Raw genomic sequence first — 16,308 nt, forward strand, 5'->3', positions numbered from 1 at the left:
TCCCTTACATTTCCGGCCTGATAAATGAATTACAGTAAATCAATCCAATCGCCTATTTATCCGCTTCTTTGAGTTGCTTAAGCAACTGATCGCCCAGGCCGATGCGGTATCCTTCGGAGTGCCAGCTGATCTCTCCCCTGGCGTTGATCACGGCAACCACGGGCCACTGGGGAATTCCATCAATGGAACAAACCGTGCTGACCGCGGCAGCCACCTCCCCTCCGGTATCATGCCCGAACAGCGCAGCGCCCGGCAGATCGCGATAAACAGAAGGGGAAAATGCGCGTGTCATTTTATCAGAGGCTACCAGAAACAATACCCTGCCTCCCCACTGATCGAGGGCGGTTTTCACAGCCCTGATATCCTCCATCAGGTGTTTGGTCGGCTCCTTTGAGGGATCGATCAGGGCTACCACCATGCCCTTTGTACCTGTCAGGGAACCCAGTTTTATGACTTCGCCGTCCTCCAGTGTTCTGAAGGTTGCGCTCAGGTTGGCTTTGCCCAGAATCCCCGATTTTTCGGTGGCGGCTGCCAGGCTGATGTCAACCACCTGCGTCTCACCTTCCGTGACCCTGAAGTATGAAATACCAGCAACCACTTCTCCCCCGCTTTGCCGGTTGCCGGTTATCAGCCGGTAATAGCCGGTATCCACCGTCACGGTGGCCGGAAACTTCAGCAATGAAGCGTCATACTCATAATCCAGGGTTACAAAGCGGCCCCTGTCGTAACGGGCAATGGTGTAATGCACATAATAACGGGGCACAAAGTCTTTATCGGCCGAAAGATTGCGGAAGGTGACACTGCCGCGGGGGACAGAGCCCTTAACGGACTGTGCGGCAAAGAACACATCGTGCCATTCACCGGCCTTATAGTATTGCGGCCTCCGGGTGGCAGGCTCAAGGCGGGCAGGAATGCCGAAACTGCGGCTGATGGCCACAAACAGCAGGTTGCGCGAGTATTCATCCGCCCGGCCAAGTTGCAGCATTCCCTCAGGGCTCAGCGGCACACCATAATAGTTGTTGATCGTATCCGGTAAAATGTTGGCTGCAATCCACTCCCTGATTTTCACGGGGTCTGCACGGAACTCCGCGGCCATAACAGCCGGAAAGACCTGTTGTATGTAACTGCGCCAGCCGGTTACAAACTCCTTCCCGATACGCGGAGAGAGAATGTAACGGCGATAATCATCGTCCGGAATCGCTTGAACAGGCTGATAGGTCTTGAGTGCTTCAAGATGGTCAGTCAGCGTGGAAGCCTGAATATCATGAAGGTCCTTTTCCGAAATATTGGCCAGCAACGCCATGCCGGTTTCCCGGTCACCAGGCTTCAGGCTCTTGACAAAACTGCTGATTTCAGGCCAGTTGCCCCGGCTGAGTGAAAGAAATTTCCATAGTTTAGCTGGACTCAGATTATGTTCGGCAGCCAGTTGCGCCCCGGTCAGGGAATCAATAAAGGTCGCGATGTATATGGCCCGGATCGAATCTTCCTGAAGCAAACGGATGTTATTCTGCGCTGCATGCAAAGAATCTGACGGCTGGATGGCCTGTTTCGCCGGGGGATGGAGCGTATAAACCCCTTCCGGGAAGAATGTGGAAGCATCCCCCAGCCTCACATGCACGGTATCCTGTTCATCGGCGTGTACCAGGGCGGAAGCGGAAATTCCCTGATGCGAAATATGCAACATCAGGTCGCCGAATCCGGTGGTAACGGCACAGGTGCCGTTCTCCGCTGTATATTGAGTCACAATGGGGTAAAACTCTGCATAATTATACAACCCGAACTCTACCCTGGCGCCCGGGACAGGCGTTCCCTCAGGACCGGTCACTTTTACCGGGAGACTTTTTACGCGGGTATAGTTCTTTAAGAGGTTAAGCCTGGCATAGCATTCCCGGCTCTCCACCACCTCTTCGCTGCCGTTGTATTTGCCAAAAACAAAGGTGTGGGTCATCATGGCGCGCTTCACGGGTTCGGCAAACCAGGCCAAATCGAGGGCCGGCTCCGGTTCGCAGGCGCCCAGGAAATGCCAGTTGCCGTCAATCCACACTTCCACCCAGGCATGATTGTCGTCGGTATGAGCCCAGCGCGGGGTATAAACCTGACGGGCAGGGATGCCCACAGAACGCATGGCCGACACGGTAAAGGTGGATTCCTCACCGCAACGCCCGAACGCGGTGCGCACGGTGGTCAACGGACCCGATGTCCGTTCATCGGCCGATTTGTAGATCACCTTTTCGTGACACCAGTGGTTTACTTCCAGGGCCGCTTCTGCCATCGCCATTCCGGCAATCCGGTCCTTCAGTTCCCTGAAAAACACCTGACGCGCGGTATCGGTATACTCGTTATTGACCCGGTAGGGCAAGACAAAATGCAGAAAAACATCCTCAGGAACGGAAGCTCCCCAACTGAAAAACGAGCGGGCTTCCAGGGCGGTCTTTACCTGCTTCAGGTAATAGACGCCGTCGTGCATGGCCAGATCGCTCAGCGGCATAAAGGCATACAGAAATTCCAGCCCTTCTTTCTCTTCCACACTCAGATCCTGTTCAAAAACGCTGAAAAGTACCGAATCGCGCCCTGCAGCCAGGGACTTCCGGGCCAGGAAGTGGGAATGCACCGCCTCGCGGTAGGCCTTGTCCTGAATGAGATGGCTGCCCGAACCGGGGCCTTTGCAGGATACTACGCTTAAGATCAGAAGAATAGGTAAAATCAGCTGCTTCATGTCAATTCGTTTTAATGGCGGTGAAAATTATAAATGTTTACCGAATGTGGGCTTAATTTTCTGCTAAAGATGTTCATTTCATTAAAAATTTCAGCAGTGAAGTCCGCCAAAATCACGGTATTTTCTAACCATCACCGTTCCCCCTTTTTTATAATCTTTCTAAACTGCCAATTAATATTGAAAATTCTGAATTTCATTTCCAAATCCTTTTAATATTGCAAACCGGAATCAGTATTTAGCACAAAAGCCTTTCCCGGAATATAGCAGCGGTAGAGAATATTAAGGATAAATTGCGGAAAAGGCATAGATATAAGAGCAGAATAATTTTCATTTTTTGAAGGATAAATTCCTGGATTTAAGTGGTTTCAGCTCCTATAATGTTTCTCATACGAATGTCAAACAATGTCAGTCTATATATGAAAAAGTCTATCCTTATTTCTCTTTTAGCTCTTGTTGTCTCCTTTTCTGCAGTTTCCCAAACCGGACAATCAGCCCTCGATCAGTCTACGTCCTTGGTTGAACGCGGGATAGAATTATATGATAACAATGAGTTTCACAAAGCAATAGAAGTTTTTGATTCAGTAAGTCCCTGTGATCCCAATTATGCCTGGGCGGTTTATGAAAAATCGCTTTGCCGTTGGCAACTTGACGAAAATGATGAAGCATACCGCCTTTGCAGGGAAGCCCATGCGCTGAACCCGTCCGATGCCGCCATCGCGATAACCCTCGGCAGTATTCTTGATGATCTGGGGAAAACCCGAGAAGCTATTGATTCATTTCGTTCTTCGCTGAAAAAATGGCCTTACAATTCCAATCTCAGGTTCAACCTTGGCGTTACTTACCTTAGGAACAACCAACCGGAGGAGGCGGAAGAAGTGCTGTTGCAGGGAATCAGGATCAAGCCCTTTCACGCGACAAGCCACCTCGCCCTGGCGCAGGCAAACTTTGTGATGGGCCGGCTCTCGAAGTCTTATCTGGCGTATAACATGGCCATCCTGATGAATCCGGAAATAAAGCTTCTCACTGAATTTGAAAGTTGCATAACCGGAGCCCGCGATTCACTCACTAAACAGCATCTGTATCTCCGTCATAATGAAGACAATGCTGAGAAATGGGAAGCGCTGGATCTGCTGATGAGGTCAGAGCTTGCTTTTAACGAGAAATTCAGGTTTCAGGGTGACCTCGATTTCCTGACTTCCAGACAATCCTACCTGCTGTTTACCAATATGAATTATGATGCCAGCGACACCTCCTTATACAACCAACTATATGTCAGGTTCTTTGACAGTATGATAAAGGAAAAACTATTCAACACTTCCTTGTACTATTCATACAATCAGCTTGAAAATGAAAAAATCAAAAACTGGATTCAAAACAATATTGAAAACCTCAGGTCATTTATTGAATGGTCGAAAACGACCATACAGAAATACCGGGCATACGGTTACAATCCGGTTAACGAGACAGCTCAGTACAAAATGCTTCATTTTGATGAAAATGATGTTCTGCTGGGCATTGGCCGCATGCAGGAAGGGAACAATTCCATAAAGGACGGAAACTGGATTATCACCAGGGGCAACGGGTCAGTTTCGGAGAGGGGATTTTACAAAAATGACGCTTCTGAGGGAGACTGGTATATCTACAATGAAGACGGCAATCCGGCACAGCATCTGAAGTTCCTCGGCGGGGTGCTCGAAGGGGAGTCCAGGGCTTTCCACCCCAACGGGAGACCTTTGGGAATTTATCCCAGAAAAGAGGGAGAGATGCATGGCGTTGACCGTGAATTTACCCTTTCGGGATTTCCGCTGACAGAGTTTCATGCCAAGGCCGGCCTGAAGGAAGGCACTGCAAAGGAATATTTCTACAGGCAGGGTTACAGCAGATCGACCACTTTTAAAAACAATAAGGCGGAAGGCCCGTATACAGAGACCTGGCTTAACGGTATCACCAAAACAACGGGCACTTACCGGGACAGCATTCCGGAAGGCATTACCATTACCTGGTATCCGGATGGCTCAAAAGAATCGGAAGGCACACTTAAAAACGGACTTCCTGCAGGAGCCTGGATAAAGTATTTTCCCAACGGCGCGAAACAGGAAACATACGGATATGACGAGGAAGGACTGCTTTCAGGAATAAAGTTGATTTACAACAGAGAAGGCAAAATCATCCGGAAAGACTCCATTTATAGCGGAGGATTTCTCAACGGAATCAGGACAAATTATTATCCGGAAGGAAGTATCAGCAGTATTGAGGAGTTAGATTATGACACCCTGATCAGTTTTAAGGCCTACGACCATAAAGGCCGGCTGCTGGCATCAGAAAGACTGGATCAGAACAAGTCGATTGTTTACAGAACATTTTATTACGACGGCACGCCGGAGTCGGAAGGCATGATCAGAAACGGACTTTACGAAGGGCAGTGGAAGTTCTTCTATCCTAACGGAAACGTTCAGAATCTTTTGAATTTTTCGGGCGGTCTGCAATCGGGCAGACAGATATCCTATCACATCAGCGGAGGCATCAAAGATGATTTCACATGCATTGATGGATTGATTGAGGGGGAATTCAGATCGTTTTACCCTTCCGGAAAATTGGAGAGAAAAGGAAACTTCACCCAAAACGAATATGATGGCGAGTGGTTTGAATACTATGCCAATGATACCATTGAATCGAGGACCTTTTACCATAAGGGTTTACGGAAAGGGCTCAGTATGAACTTCGCACTCAGCGGCAGAAGATACTTCGATGAGTTCTTTAACAATGAAGGAGATTCTTACCGGTTGATCCTGTATGATGCAGAAGGAAAACCCTCGGCAGATATTGATTACAGCCTCGACTCAATCCAATTTACCGATCACTACCCCTCAGGACAGATCAGGCGTAAAGGTTCCCTTTCCGATTATGTTTTCCACGGAAGTCAGGAGTGGTACTACCCCAACGGCAGGCTGCAGCGGGTAAACAACATGCTTCACGGGCATCATAACGGTATCATGAAGTATTGGGATTACCGGGGCAATCCAGAAATGGAGATTCCTTATGTAATGAACAAAACCCATGGCCTGATAAAACGTTATGAATCCGGCCGTCTGAACTCGGTCGATCCATATGAGATGGATGTGAATCAGGGCGTTTTCGTGGAATTTCATGAAAATGGACGGGTGTACCGGAAAATAAATTACGGGAATGACCTGAAAAACGGTTATGCCTGGTATTATTCCCCCGACAGTGTACTGATGTACCGGGTACTTTTCATTCAGGATGTGATCAGGGAGATTTCCTACCTCGACAAATCCGGCAGATATGTTCCGTCCATAGTTGCCGCCCCGGAATTACAGGATGTAAAAACATATTACCCGGATGGCAGCATATCGGCTGCATTCACCCTTGAGAACGGATTATTTCATGGCAAATTCACTTCCTTCTATCCGGGAGGCAGGCCTTTCAAGGAAATCCATTACAACAAGGGGGATAACGAAGGTTTGTCAATAACTTACTATCCAAACGGAAAACTGAAGGAAAAACTTACATTCAGCAAGGACATGCGGCATGGCAACTTCACTTCCTATCATCCGGGCGGTCAGAAATCAACGGAGGGCCGGTACTCATACAACCGTGAAGAAGGAGAATGGCGGTATTATGATACCACAGGCCGCATGACCGGGCAATTGATCTACGATTCAGGAGACCTTTATGAAATCAGGGAGTTGTAAGCTTTCAGGAGTATTCCTTTTACTGTTGCTGATACCGGGTTTTTGCATGGCTCAGGTACCGGATGAGTTTTCCGCATTCCGGGCAGCCTATCCCGGCCATTCCATAATTACCGAACTAAATGAAAAATCCGTCTCCGTTGAATTATCATCATCCGGAGCCATCAGGATCCGTGAAAAAGATTACAATTCAAAATACATACTGACCGAAAACGCTTCGCTGTATTCCGCCTCGAAAGAATACTTCAATCCCAGGGCCGTTATGGAATCTTTCAGGGCTTATACCCGGGTGCCTCAGGGAAAGGGCTTCCGGGATTATCCTGCAAAAGATCTGGTAAAGGGCACCGAAATCGATGACGGGTTATTTTACGACGACACCTACACGTATTCTTTCAATTATCCGGCTGTTGCCAGGGGAACACGCCTGATCAGCGAATCGGAAACGGTAATGGATGATCCTTATTTTCCGGTAATCTTTAACTTCGGCGATGCAATACCGACGCACAAATCACGCCTGACCCTGACCCTTCCCCCATCTGTAAAAATAAGTTACCGGATGTATGGCATTGATACCAGTATGGTACAATTCACTTCCGAAAAAAAAGGCAAACAAGTGATTTATCGCTGGGAAGCCACCCAAACGCCTGCCCTGGCCGGTGATGAATTCTCTCCGGGCATCCGGTACTACATTCCTCATGTGCTGATCCATATCAGTGAAATTCATTCAAAAGACCGGGTTGATCCTGTAATGGGGACCATCGCGGACCTGTTTAAATGGCATAAAACCAATGTAGGCCGGCTCAGAACGGAAACCGACCCAGCCATCAGAATACTGAGCGATTCACTTACTGCCCACCTTCAGCGTGACGAAGAAAAAGCTGAAGCCGTTTTCCGGTGGGTACAGCATAACATCAGGTATATCGCCATCGAAGACGGAGACAATGGTTTTGTCCCCCGGGAGGCCGGAACGGTACTGAAAAACAGGTACGGAGACTGCAAGGACAAGTCAAATCTGCTGAAAGCCATGCTCGGATCAGCGGGATTAAATGCCGGGCTGGCATGGATAGGCACCAGGGATTTACCCTACCGTTACTCCGATTTTCCCTCAATTGCCAACGATAACCACATGATCTGCATCTGGTGGAAAGAGCCGGATAAACCGGTATTTCTGGATGGAACAACGCAATACCACACCATCGGCCAGATTCCTGCTTTTATACAGGGCAAGGAATGTCTGGCTGAAACAGTTGATCATGAGTTTCAATTGCTGGAGGTGCCTGTTGAAAGTGCTGACCTGAATATCATTCAGGACTCCCTCTTCCTCTCTTTCAGGCAGGGCCGCCTGACGGGTTCGGGCACCATGAGGGTAACCGGTGAAAACAAGGCGCAATTTACCGGACTGTTTAAACGCGCAGAGAAAAGCCGGTATTATGAACTTATGATGCGGATCAAACCATTTGTAAGCAATAAATTCATTGCCTCCGATATAAGTATTAATGAATCCAACTCAACCTCACAGCCTTTCATGCTGGCTTATCACCTCGATTTGCCCGACTATGCCGTAACACATGGCGACAACATCTACCTGAATATGCATACCGAAAGGATACTGCAGAATTACAGAGTCAAAAATAAGCGTCTGACCCCGTTCATGAACGAAAGCTGTTTCAGCAGAAAAAGCACTGCCATTCTTGAAATTCCCGAAGACATGAAGGTTGTCTCCCTGCCTGAAAACAGTTCATTTCACCATCCTGATTTCGGGTTCAATATACAGTATTACAAGGATAGATCCCGGATCATCATGCTTTCTGAAATAACGGTTAACCTGCTTCTGATCGAAGGCGGAACCCTTGCTGAATTCAACGAAATGATTGACAATCTTAAAAAAGCCTACCTGAATTCCATTGTACTGAATAAAATCTGAACTATGAAAAATCTGCTCACCCTGTTATTGGTATTTATATTTCAAGGCCTTTACAGCCAGACAGTATATGACAAATATACCTGGGATATAGTTCCTGCATCCGGCATAGCTGATACAATGACACCTGTAAATGGCGCCATTGTTGAACTGGAAAAAAGAATCACGGAAATCTACCTGAACCAGGATGATTATTTTGAAGAGATCAATGTCCTGCACAGGAAATTCAGGCTCGAAACCACCCCGGCCATTGACAACTACAATAAAATCTACATTCCCATTGATGATGTGCTGGAAACCATTGCGATCAAAGCAAGATTTATATCTCCTTCCGGAACCGTAACCGAACTGCCCCGGGAAAGTATCCGTAAGATCGAGAACCTCGAAAACAAGGGGAATTTCAATGTCTTTGCCATTGAGGGTGCTGAAGCCGGGGGGCACCTTGAGTATTATTACATCCTCAGGAAGAAATTCGATCCCTTCGGTACGGTGTATATCCAGGAAGATATCCCGAAATCACACGTCGAAGTCATCTATTCATTTCCTGATAAACTAGGGTATCTGATAAAGAGTTACAACGGATTTCCCCCGTTCCGGCAATATGAAGGTGACAACCAGAGCAGCATCATGAAATCGGTTGCCGGCAATATCCCGGCGCTTGAAAGTGAACCTTATTCATTTTACAGGGCGAACCTGATGCGGTATGAATTCACCCTCTCCTTTAACCGGTATATCAGCGCGTTAAGGGTAAATTCATGGGCCAAGGCCTGCCGGAATGTATATTCAAACACGTTTCAGTTTGAGAAAAAGGAATTATCGGCAGCCAGGGCGCTGGTTAAGAAAATGAACATCCCTCAGGGATCCGAAGAGATGAAGATCAGGTATATTGAAAACAGGATAAAATCGGAAATCAGCATATCGGACGACAGCCGTTTCGATGCCAGTATTGATCAGATTATCCTCAACCGTTATACCGGAGAACATGGAGCCATCCGCTTGTTTGCCGCCCTGTTTGATGCTGCCGGTATCAATTATGAACTGGTGCTTACCAGCGACAATACAGATCACCCTTTCGATCCGGAATTTAACGGGTACAACTTCCTTCAGAAACAACTATTCTACTTCCCTGCCATTGATAAGTATCTGATGCCTGATAATGAAGGATACCGCACAGGCCTTATCCCTGCTGAAATTCAGGGGGCCTTTGCCCTGTTCACAAAAATTACAGGTCCGGATGAAGAACTCAGGACACTCTCCTACAGCATCGGGCAGATTCCTGTGGAAAAAAGCACAAAGAATGCAGATACACTGATACAAACCATAGAGGTGGATCTTTCATCGAATCAATTAAATATCAAGCTGAAAAGAATCTTCACAGGCCTGAATGCCAGTCCGCTTCAGTCATTCTGGCATCTGATAGATCAAGACCGTAAGGAAGAAATTATCCATACAATCTTTAATCTCGGGGTTGAAAACTCTGCGATCAGTTCCTGGGAGGTTATCAATACCGAACCCGAAAACGCCGGGCTGAAGCCGCTGGTATGGAGCCTTGAGATGACAGGAAACGCCCATGTTGAGTCGGCAGGGAGTAATTTGCTGATAAAAATCGGTGAAACCATCGGAACCCAGTCTGAACTTTACAAGGATGATCAGCGGAAACTGCCGGTTAACCTCGAATACCTGAGAAGCTACTACAGGGTGCTGGATTTCGTTATTCCCGAAGGATATGATGCAAAGAATGCAGATGACCTGAATATGAACATTGTGATGAACGGACCGGAAGGCATTCACTGTGCATTCAGGTCAGCCGCTGTCAGAAACGGCAACGTTATCCGCATCACGATTGATGAATTTTACAATGATCCTTTCTATCCCGTGGAACAGTACGAAGATTACCGTAAAGTCATCAATGCAGCCGCGGATTTTAATAAAAAGACATTGTTACTCACAAAAATTCTTTAGGGCAGTGTTCTCCTTGCCTTTCAGCCGGTATTGAAAACAAACGCAGGGTAATCCGGACACAAGATAATTCCTTTTGCAACGTTATACCTTTTTCATCGTATCACCCTGGCATTTCGCGAATAATGAGACTGATCTGTTTTGTAATTCCGGTATTGGTGATCTGTGCTTTACCGGCAGAGGCCCAGATGACTTTTGCCGGAAGACTCTCATCTGCCGCAATCAGTCTTACAAAGCAGGAAGTGGTTTATGACCCGTCATATTATGTGCTGGATTACCCCGGCGGTGATGTGCCGGAAGGGAGGGGCGTATGTACGGATGTGGTCATCAGGGCTTACCGCAGGCTTGGCATCGACCTTCAAAAGGAAGTGCATGAAGATATGAAGGCCTTCTTCAATCTGTATCCCAAAAACTGGGGGTTGTCAAAACCCGACAGAAATATTGACCACCGCAGGGTACCCAATCTGATGACATTTTTCATCCGGCACGGAGAAATAAGACCAATCACGAACAATGCAGAAGATTACAGTCCCGGGGACATTGTTTGCTGGGATCTGGGGCAGGGCCTTACCCATATCGGAATCGTGGTTGATAAAAAATCGGCCGACGGTAAAAGATACCTGATCGTTCACAACATCGGCGGAGGACAGGTGCTGGCGGATTGCCTGTTCACTTACAAAATTATCGGTCACTATCTCTATGATTTCTCCTCCGGCAAATAATTGACCTTATAAACACTTATACTAACCTCAGCCGGATGCGGCGGAAGCAACAACCGGCAAGTAATGACAAAAATCTGCTCCACCGCTTAAATAATGCGCGGAATTTTGAGATTTCAATAAAGGTCCGCATCTTTGCATAAACGAAGAGATCCTGAAACAGCGCGATAATTTTTATATAAGTATTATCCTGCCAATAAGATCTTTCCCATGCGGATGGTTTGTCATTCCGGATATCCGGTATAACCTCCTTAATACAACATCTTGATATTATATCAGACAATTGATTTATTTAACTTTTTGAAGAAATCAGGATAAAAGCAGATTACTTAATCTGTATTGATTTATTAACCTCAGGATCTTTATAAATGAGTCAATCTCCCTGAATCAAAAACCTTAACTTGATTTCGCTTCAACTTCCAGATCCCGGAACAGTTAAAGGCGCTTGAAAGATTATTTATTGATTATGAGTTTTTTAACCACACTTACATAATTAATTCTGCATTTATATGAAAAAATTACTGATTGCATTCTTGCTACTATTTTTTGTGGTAACCACCGGGCTGTTTGCCCAGGTTGATCTGAACAGGGTGGTAAACCGCAGCATGAAAAAAGCTGAAAGGAACGTTGAAAACCGCGTGGAACGCCGGCTCGACAGAGGCGTTGATAAAGTGCTCGACAAAACCGAAGAAGGGATTGATGAAACTGTAAAAGGCGACGGAAAGGATAAGAAGAAAGAGGAAGCTCAATCTGACAGCAAGGACAACGGAAACAAATCCGGTTCAAAGTCAGACAATAAGCAGGCGGCTGATAATACCGCTCCTGTAAAAGACGAAACTCCGGCTCCTCAGGAACCCGAAAAGCCCAAACCTGCGCTGGAATGGGCAAAGTATGATTTTGTACCCGGCACTGAGATTATTTTTGAAGACAATCAGGAAGGTGAGCAAAACGGTGAGTTTCCGAGCAAATGGGATTTGGCAGGCGGGGTTGTTGAAAATGCTTTTTTTGACAACTTAAGTGTAATTTTTTTCAGGGAGATTGGGAATACAGGTGGAATCACCCCTTTGCTTAAAGACAGCAAAAGTGATTACCTGCCTGATGAGTTTACCATTGAGTTTGATTGTTATTTCGAGAAAGAAGTTTACAACCAACGTTACTATGTGAGCTTTTATGCTGCGAAAAAGCAAAAAACAGTTTTAAAAAGGCTTGTTTTATCTACAAATCAAGCTCAATATGGTACAACTGATATTCAAGGTATTTATCCGGGTGCCAGTCGTTCAAATATTGACAAAAATGCCCGTTGGCGTCATATTGCGATTTCCTTCAATAAAAGAGCTTTAAAAGTTTATATGGATGATGCACGCCTGCTCAATATTCCTAATATTGAAGAAAATCCGACAGGGGTAACCCTTGGAACAACCAGTCAGAAAACAGGATACTACTTCATCAAAAACATCCGCATCGCTAAAGGAGCAGTTCCTCTATACGATAAGTTCCTTACCGATGGTAAGTTTGTCACCACCGGAATTAAATTTGATGTAAACAAAGCTACCATCAAACCCGAAAGTATGGGAACCATTAATTATGTAGTTAAGATGATGCAGGATCATCCGGAATTAAAATTCTCCGTCGAAGGCCATACCGACAGCGACGGCGACGATGCATCCAACATGAAGCTTTCAGAGGCCCGTGCCAAGGCAGTAATGGATAAACTTACTGAACTCGGAATTGCCAAAGATCGCCTTACTTCAAAAGGAAATGGTGAAAGCAAACCTATGGCAGCCAATGATACTCCCGAAGGTAAAGCGCAAAACCGCAGGGTAGAGTTTGTGAAGTTTTAACCGCAGCTGAATTAACAGAATGAGAAAATGGTTCATCGCCCTGATGGCAGTGTCTATGATATTGCCCGGCATTGCATCGGCCAACCGTGGCAAGATCAGAATAATTGAACATTTGTCCACCGAAAAAGCCCCGTCTGAAAAAATGCAATCGGAGGTGGCTGATAAGTGGATCAGGCACAATCAGATGATTGACCTGGTGGAGGCTGGTTATCTATCCCGGATTCAGGACCTGGCTTACAGGATTGGCAACAATCAGAATCTTGAAGTTGATCAGGATGCCGCCAATACTATGGAAAATTTTATTCTTTCGGCATCATTTAACTGTATACCTGATGAACTACCTGATGGAGTTGAAAATGAAGACCATCCGGGGATAATGGCATCTTATTACTTTGTTTTCCACTTTGAGCTCAGCGATCCGCAGACCAATGAGATTGTCAGCATGTATAAAGTTGACGCGAAATTTACCTCTGCCAACCGCTTAAGTGCTCAGGAACAGGCCGAACTCGCCTTAAAGTTGCTTGATGATCCGGGCATACCCAACATTGATCAGATTGAAGCTGATATTACTGCAAATGCCGATTACCACTCTGCAAGAATCCGCTATGCAGGAACAAGCGCAGCAAACGGTAAAAATACAGGAAAGGTAACGGTTTCCGGCATCAGGAATAATGTAATCGGGGAGGCAAAAAACAATCCCATATCGGGATTTGAACTCAGATGCGAAAAAGGAAAGTTTAAAAAAACCAATACCCGTTTTGTACGTTTTGAAGGTAATGAGTACTTTCACGGAGGGCCCAATTCCATAAGTTTTGACTACGAAACCTACAATTGTGCTGATTTTGAAAATGATAAAACCGAGGAAAGGTTTACTTTGGTTCAGATAAGCCGTTTTGCCGGAAATATAGAGGAGAAATTAGTTCAGGAAGAAGTGGTTGAATTTAATTGCGGGTCATACAATATTACAGCTCATTATTCAGCTCCCGGATTTGCCGATGCCAAAGTGGTGTGGAAAAATGTAAGTGTACTTATTCCCGATGATTTATCGAAAATACCGGTTTATCATGCCGAAGATTTCGAAAATGATGATGTTCCGGAAGTAATTATTCCCTATGCCATTAATATTCCTGACTATGGCATGGAATATTACCTGAGTGAGTGTATGGATGAACTTGAAATTCCCGAAATTATTAGTCTCAGAGCCGGCCGGCCGGGCGCAGTACTGTGGATTGAAAAAGGGGAGGAAGCGCTGAATAAATGTTCGGTTGAAAAAACTACTGAGAATCCTTTTGTACATCTGGTATTGCAGTTTGATCTCTATATTGGTGAAAATGAAGGCGATGGCGAACAAATTGCCGTGGGCACCGATTCGGAGTTTCCCGATGCCTATACATTTCCCTGGAAAAGTATAGATCCGGATATACTTGAAAAACTGCAAGCCGGGCAATTTGCCGAAAAGAAGCTCAGCAACCAGGCAGGAGCCACACTTACCATAACCTTTGATCCCAAATAGTTAGAGAAATTATACGTTTAACCCTTAAACCAAACACAATGAAAGCAAACGGAAAAACCGGAGTTGTACTTATGGCAGCAGCTGCCCTTTTCTTTACATCCTGCGGCGGAGGTGGCTCAAACATCAATCCCGACTCCAAAATGAGTGAAGTTGCCGGCGAAATGACTGGTATGAAAACCTATATGATTGAGTACAAGAGCACCCTAAACTCACCTGAGATCAAAAGCGTTACCAAAACCGTTCAGTGGGTTGATACCGAAAACGACCGTTACGCCTTCTTTTCGGAATCAGAAAGCGATTACATGGGAGAAAAACAGACCGATAACTCACTGATGATCATGAAAGATGGATACAGCTATATCATCAACCTCAAGGACAAAACCGGTTTTAAAAGCAAGGATGGCGATCTGGAAGATGATCCAACCGATGATGTTATGCCCGAGGATGATGTAACTTTCAGGCAGATGATTGAAGCCGACGGAGGGAAAATTATCGGAAATGAAAAATTCCTGGAAAGAGATTGTATAGTAGTAGAGATAAATCAGACCGATGACAACGAAGACCCCCTGCCTACCAAAATCTGGTACTACAAAGGCATCATGCTTAAAATGCAGAATTCCTTTACAACCATGGAAGCCGTCAGGTTTGAAGAAAACGCCGTCATTCCTGCCGAAAAGTTTGAAGTTCCTTCCGGAATTCAACTTATGGAGATGCCCGTAATGTCCTGATGAGATTTTTCATGAAAAGCATTTACAACCCTGCGGACCTGTCATTCCGCAGGGTTCTTCATTTTCCGGCAGGGTAAGATATTCACCGGGCATTCATACGGAGACGAATGCACTTCATCAAATCACTCCGCGATATTGCTACTGTGGCATTTAGTTTTGTAAATTAGCCTGAGAATTTGGGTAATGAAAAACTACAGGTCATATCCGGGATACCTGGCTATGCCGGTATTTCTGTTTTTGATGGTACCGTTGCTGGCCTTTTGGTTCAATCCTGAAATAATATCCGGTCAGGTATGGGTATTGCTGGTGTGGGTTACCGCGATGGCCGGAATTTCCATTCTCTTACAGAATTTTTTCTTCAAGGCGGGCCGGAAATCCGGGAAGCTATGGCTTATTATTCCGGCTGCCATGCTGCTGCTGGCCCTCGCCTGGTTTTTTACGCTCAGGGTCAGCAGTGAGATTGTCGGCCCTGCAAAGGCCTGGGATGCGAAATGGGTCAGCCTGATGATCGTATTGCTTTATTCCGGCGGAGGCTATTTTCTGAATTATCTGATCCGCGAAGGACAGCTTAGCGTCACGAAACTCGACAATCAGCTAAGCATGAAGGAGCTTGAACTTGATTTCATGAAAAACCAGCTTAATCCGCACTTTCTGTTCAACAGCCTGAATAACATCGCTGCTACCATCATGGTTAACAAGGAGATGGCGCTTGATTATACATTTAAACTTTCAGAACTTCTCCGTTATCAGGTAGGGATTTCCGGTCGCGAGACTGTTCCTGTTGATGAAGAGATCGCTTTTATCCGTAACTTTCTGGATATTGAAAAGCTTCGGTTGGGTGGCAGATGCGAAATAAACTTCACGGCCGATTCAGGTGATCCTATGGTACTGATACCGCCACTGCTGCTTCACCCGCTGATAGAGCATGCGCTGCGTAAAAGTCTGGGACTTAACGGTAAATCTGTCATCAATATCCGGTTGACCTCCAGCCGCGAAGTCGTTAAATTAGAAATAACCAATTCGCTGCCTGATAATCCGGCCTATAAAAATCTGGCAGGTACCGGTGTTGAAATGCTGAAAAAACGCCTGAATCTTCTTTTTCCCGAAAAGTACACCCTGCATACTGAGAAAAAAACAAACGAATATGAGCTGGTCCTCGAAGTCCGGCTCGGTAAAAATCACTCAGCATAACCCTTGAGGC

Annotated in this window: 9 protein-coding genes; 8 read left to right on the plus strand and 1 reads right to left on the minus strand. The window is 45.9% G+C overall.

Translation table 11 applies throughout. The features are described 5' to 3' along the window. Nucleotides 1–52 precede the first annotated feature (52 nt). Nucleotides 53–2,716: a transglutaminase domain-containing protein gene (locus TBC1_RS09725; protein ID WP_062041483.1), complete on the minus strand. Its 2,664-nt coding sequence runs from the start codon at nt 2,714–2,716 to the stop codon at nt 53–55. Nucleotides 2,717–3,132: 416 nt separating this feature from the next. Between TBC1_RS09725 and TBC1_RS09735 the strand changes: the two genes are divergently transcribed. From TBC1_RS09735 to TBC1_RS09770, 8 genes are all read left to right on the plus strand, one after another. Continuing rightward, a complete protein-coding gene (locus TBC1_RS09735; protein ID WP_062041489.1) occupies nt 3,133–6,429 on the plus strand; it encodes a toxin-antitoxin system YwqK family antitoxin in 3,297 nt (1,098 codons plus the stop codon). Beyond that, on the plus strand, nt 6,410–8,350 hold the full coding sequence (locus tag TBC1_RS09740; protein ID WP_062041492.1) for a DUF3857 domain-containing protein: 1,941 nt from the start codon (nt 6,410–6,412) through the stop codon (nt 8,348–8,350). The genes TBC1_RS09735 and TBC1_RS09740 overlap by 20 nt, the downstream gene beginning before the upstream one ends. Before the next feature lie 3 nt (nt 8,351–8,353). After that, nucleotides 8,354–10,309, plus strand: coding sequence for a hypothetical protein (locus tag TBC1_RS09745; RefSeq protein ID WP_062041495.1), 1,956 nt, complete (start codon nt 8,354–8,356; stop codon nt 10,307–10,309). 122 nt (nt 10,310–10,431) lie between these two features. Continuing rightward, complete coding sequence (locus TBC1_RS09750; RefSeq protein ID WP_062041498.1) at nt 10,432–11,028, plus strand: DUF1287 domain-containing protein; 597 nt, start codon at nt 10,432–10,434, stop codon at nt 11,026–11,028. A 506-nt stretch (nt 11,029–11,534) separates the two neighbouring features. After that, the gene (locus TBC1_RS09755) at nt 11,535–12,866 is read left to right on the plus strand and encodes an OmpA family protein (protein WP_062041501.1); all 1,332 of its coding nucleotides are present in this window, start codon (nt 11,535–11,537) and stop codon (nt 12,864–12,866) included. A 19-nt stretch (nt 12,867–12,885) separates the two neighbouring features. Beyond that, nucleotides 12,886–14,379, plus strand: coding sequence for a hypothetical protein (locus TBC1_RS09760; RefSeq protein ID WP_062041504.1), 1,494 nt, complete (start codon nt 12,886–12,888; stop codon nt 14,377–14,379). Nucleotides 14,380–14,417: 38 nt separating this feature from the next. After that, entirely contained in the window at nt 14,418–15,107 is a 690-nt protein-coding gene (locus tag TBC1_RS09765) for a hypothetical protein (protein WP_062041507.1), read from the plus strand. A 183-nt stretch (nt 15,108–15,290) separates the two neighbouring features. Next, nucleotides 15,291–16,298, plus strand: a complete 1,008-nt coding sequence (locus TBC1_RS09770; protein WP_062041509.1) for a sensor histidine kinase — start codon at nt 15,291–15,293, stop codon at nt 16,296–16,298. Nucleotides 16,299–16,308: the final 10 nt, after the last annotated feature.

Source organism: Lentimicrobium saccharophilum, assembly GCF_001192835.1.
Lineage (GTDB): Bacteria > Bacteroidota > Bacteroidia > Bacteroidales > Lentimicrobiaceae > Lentimicrobium > Lentimicrobium saccharophilum.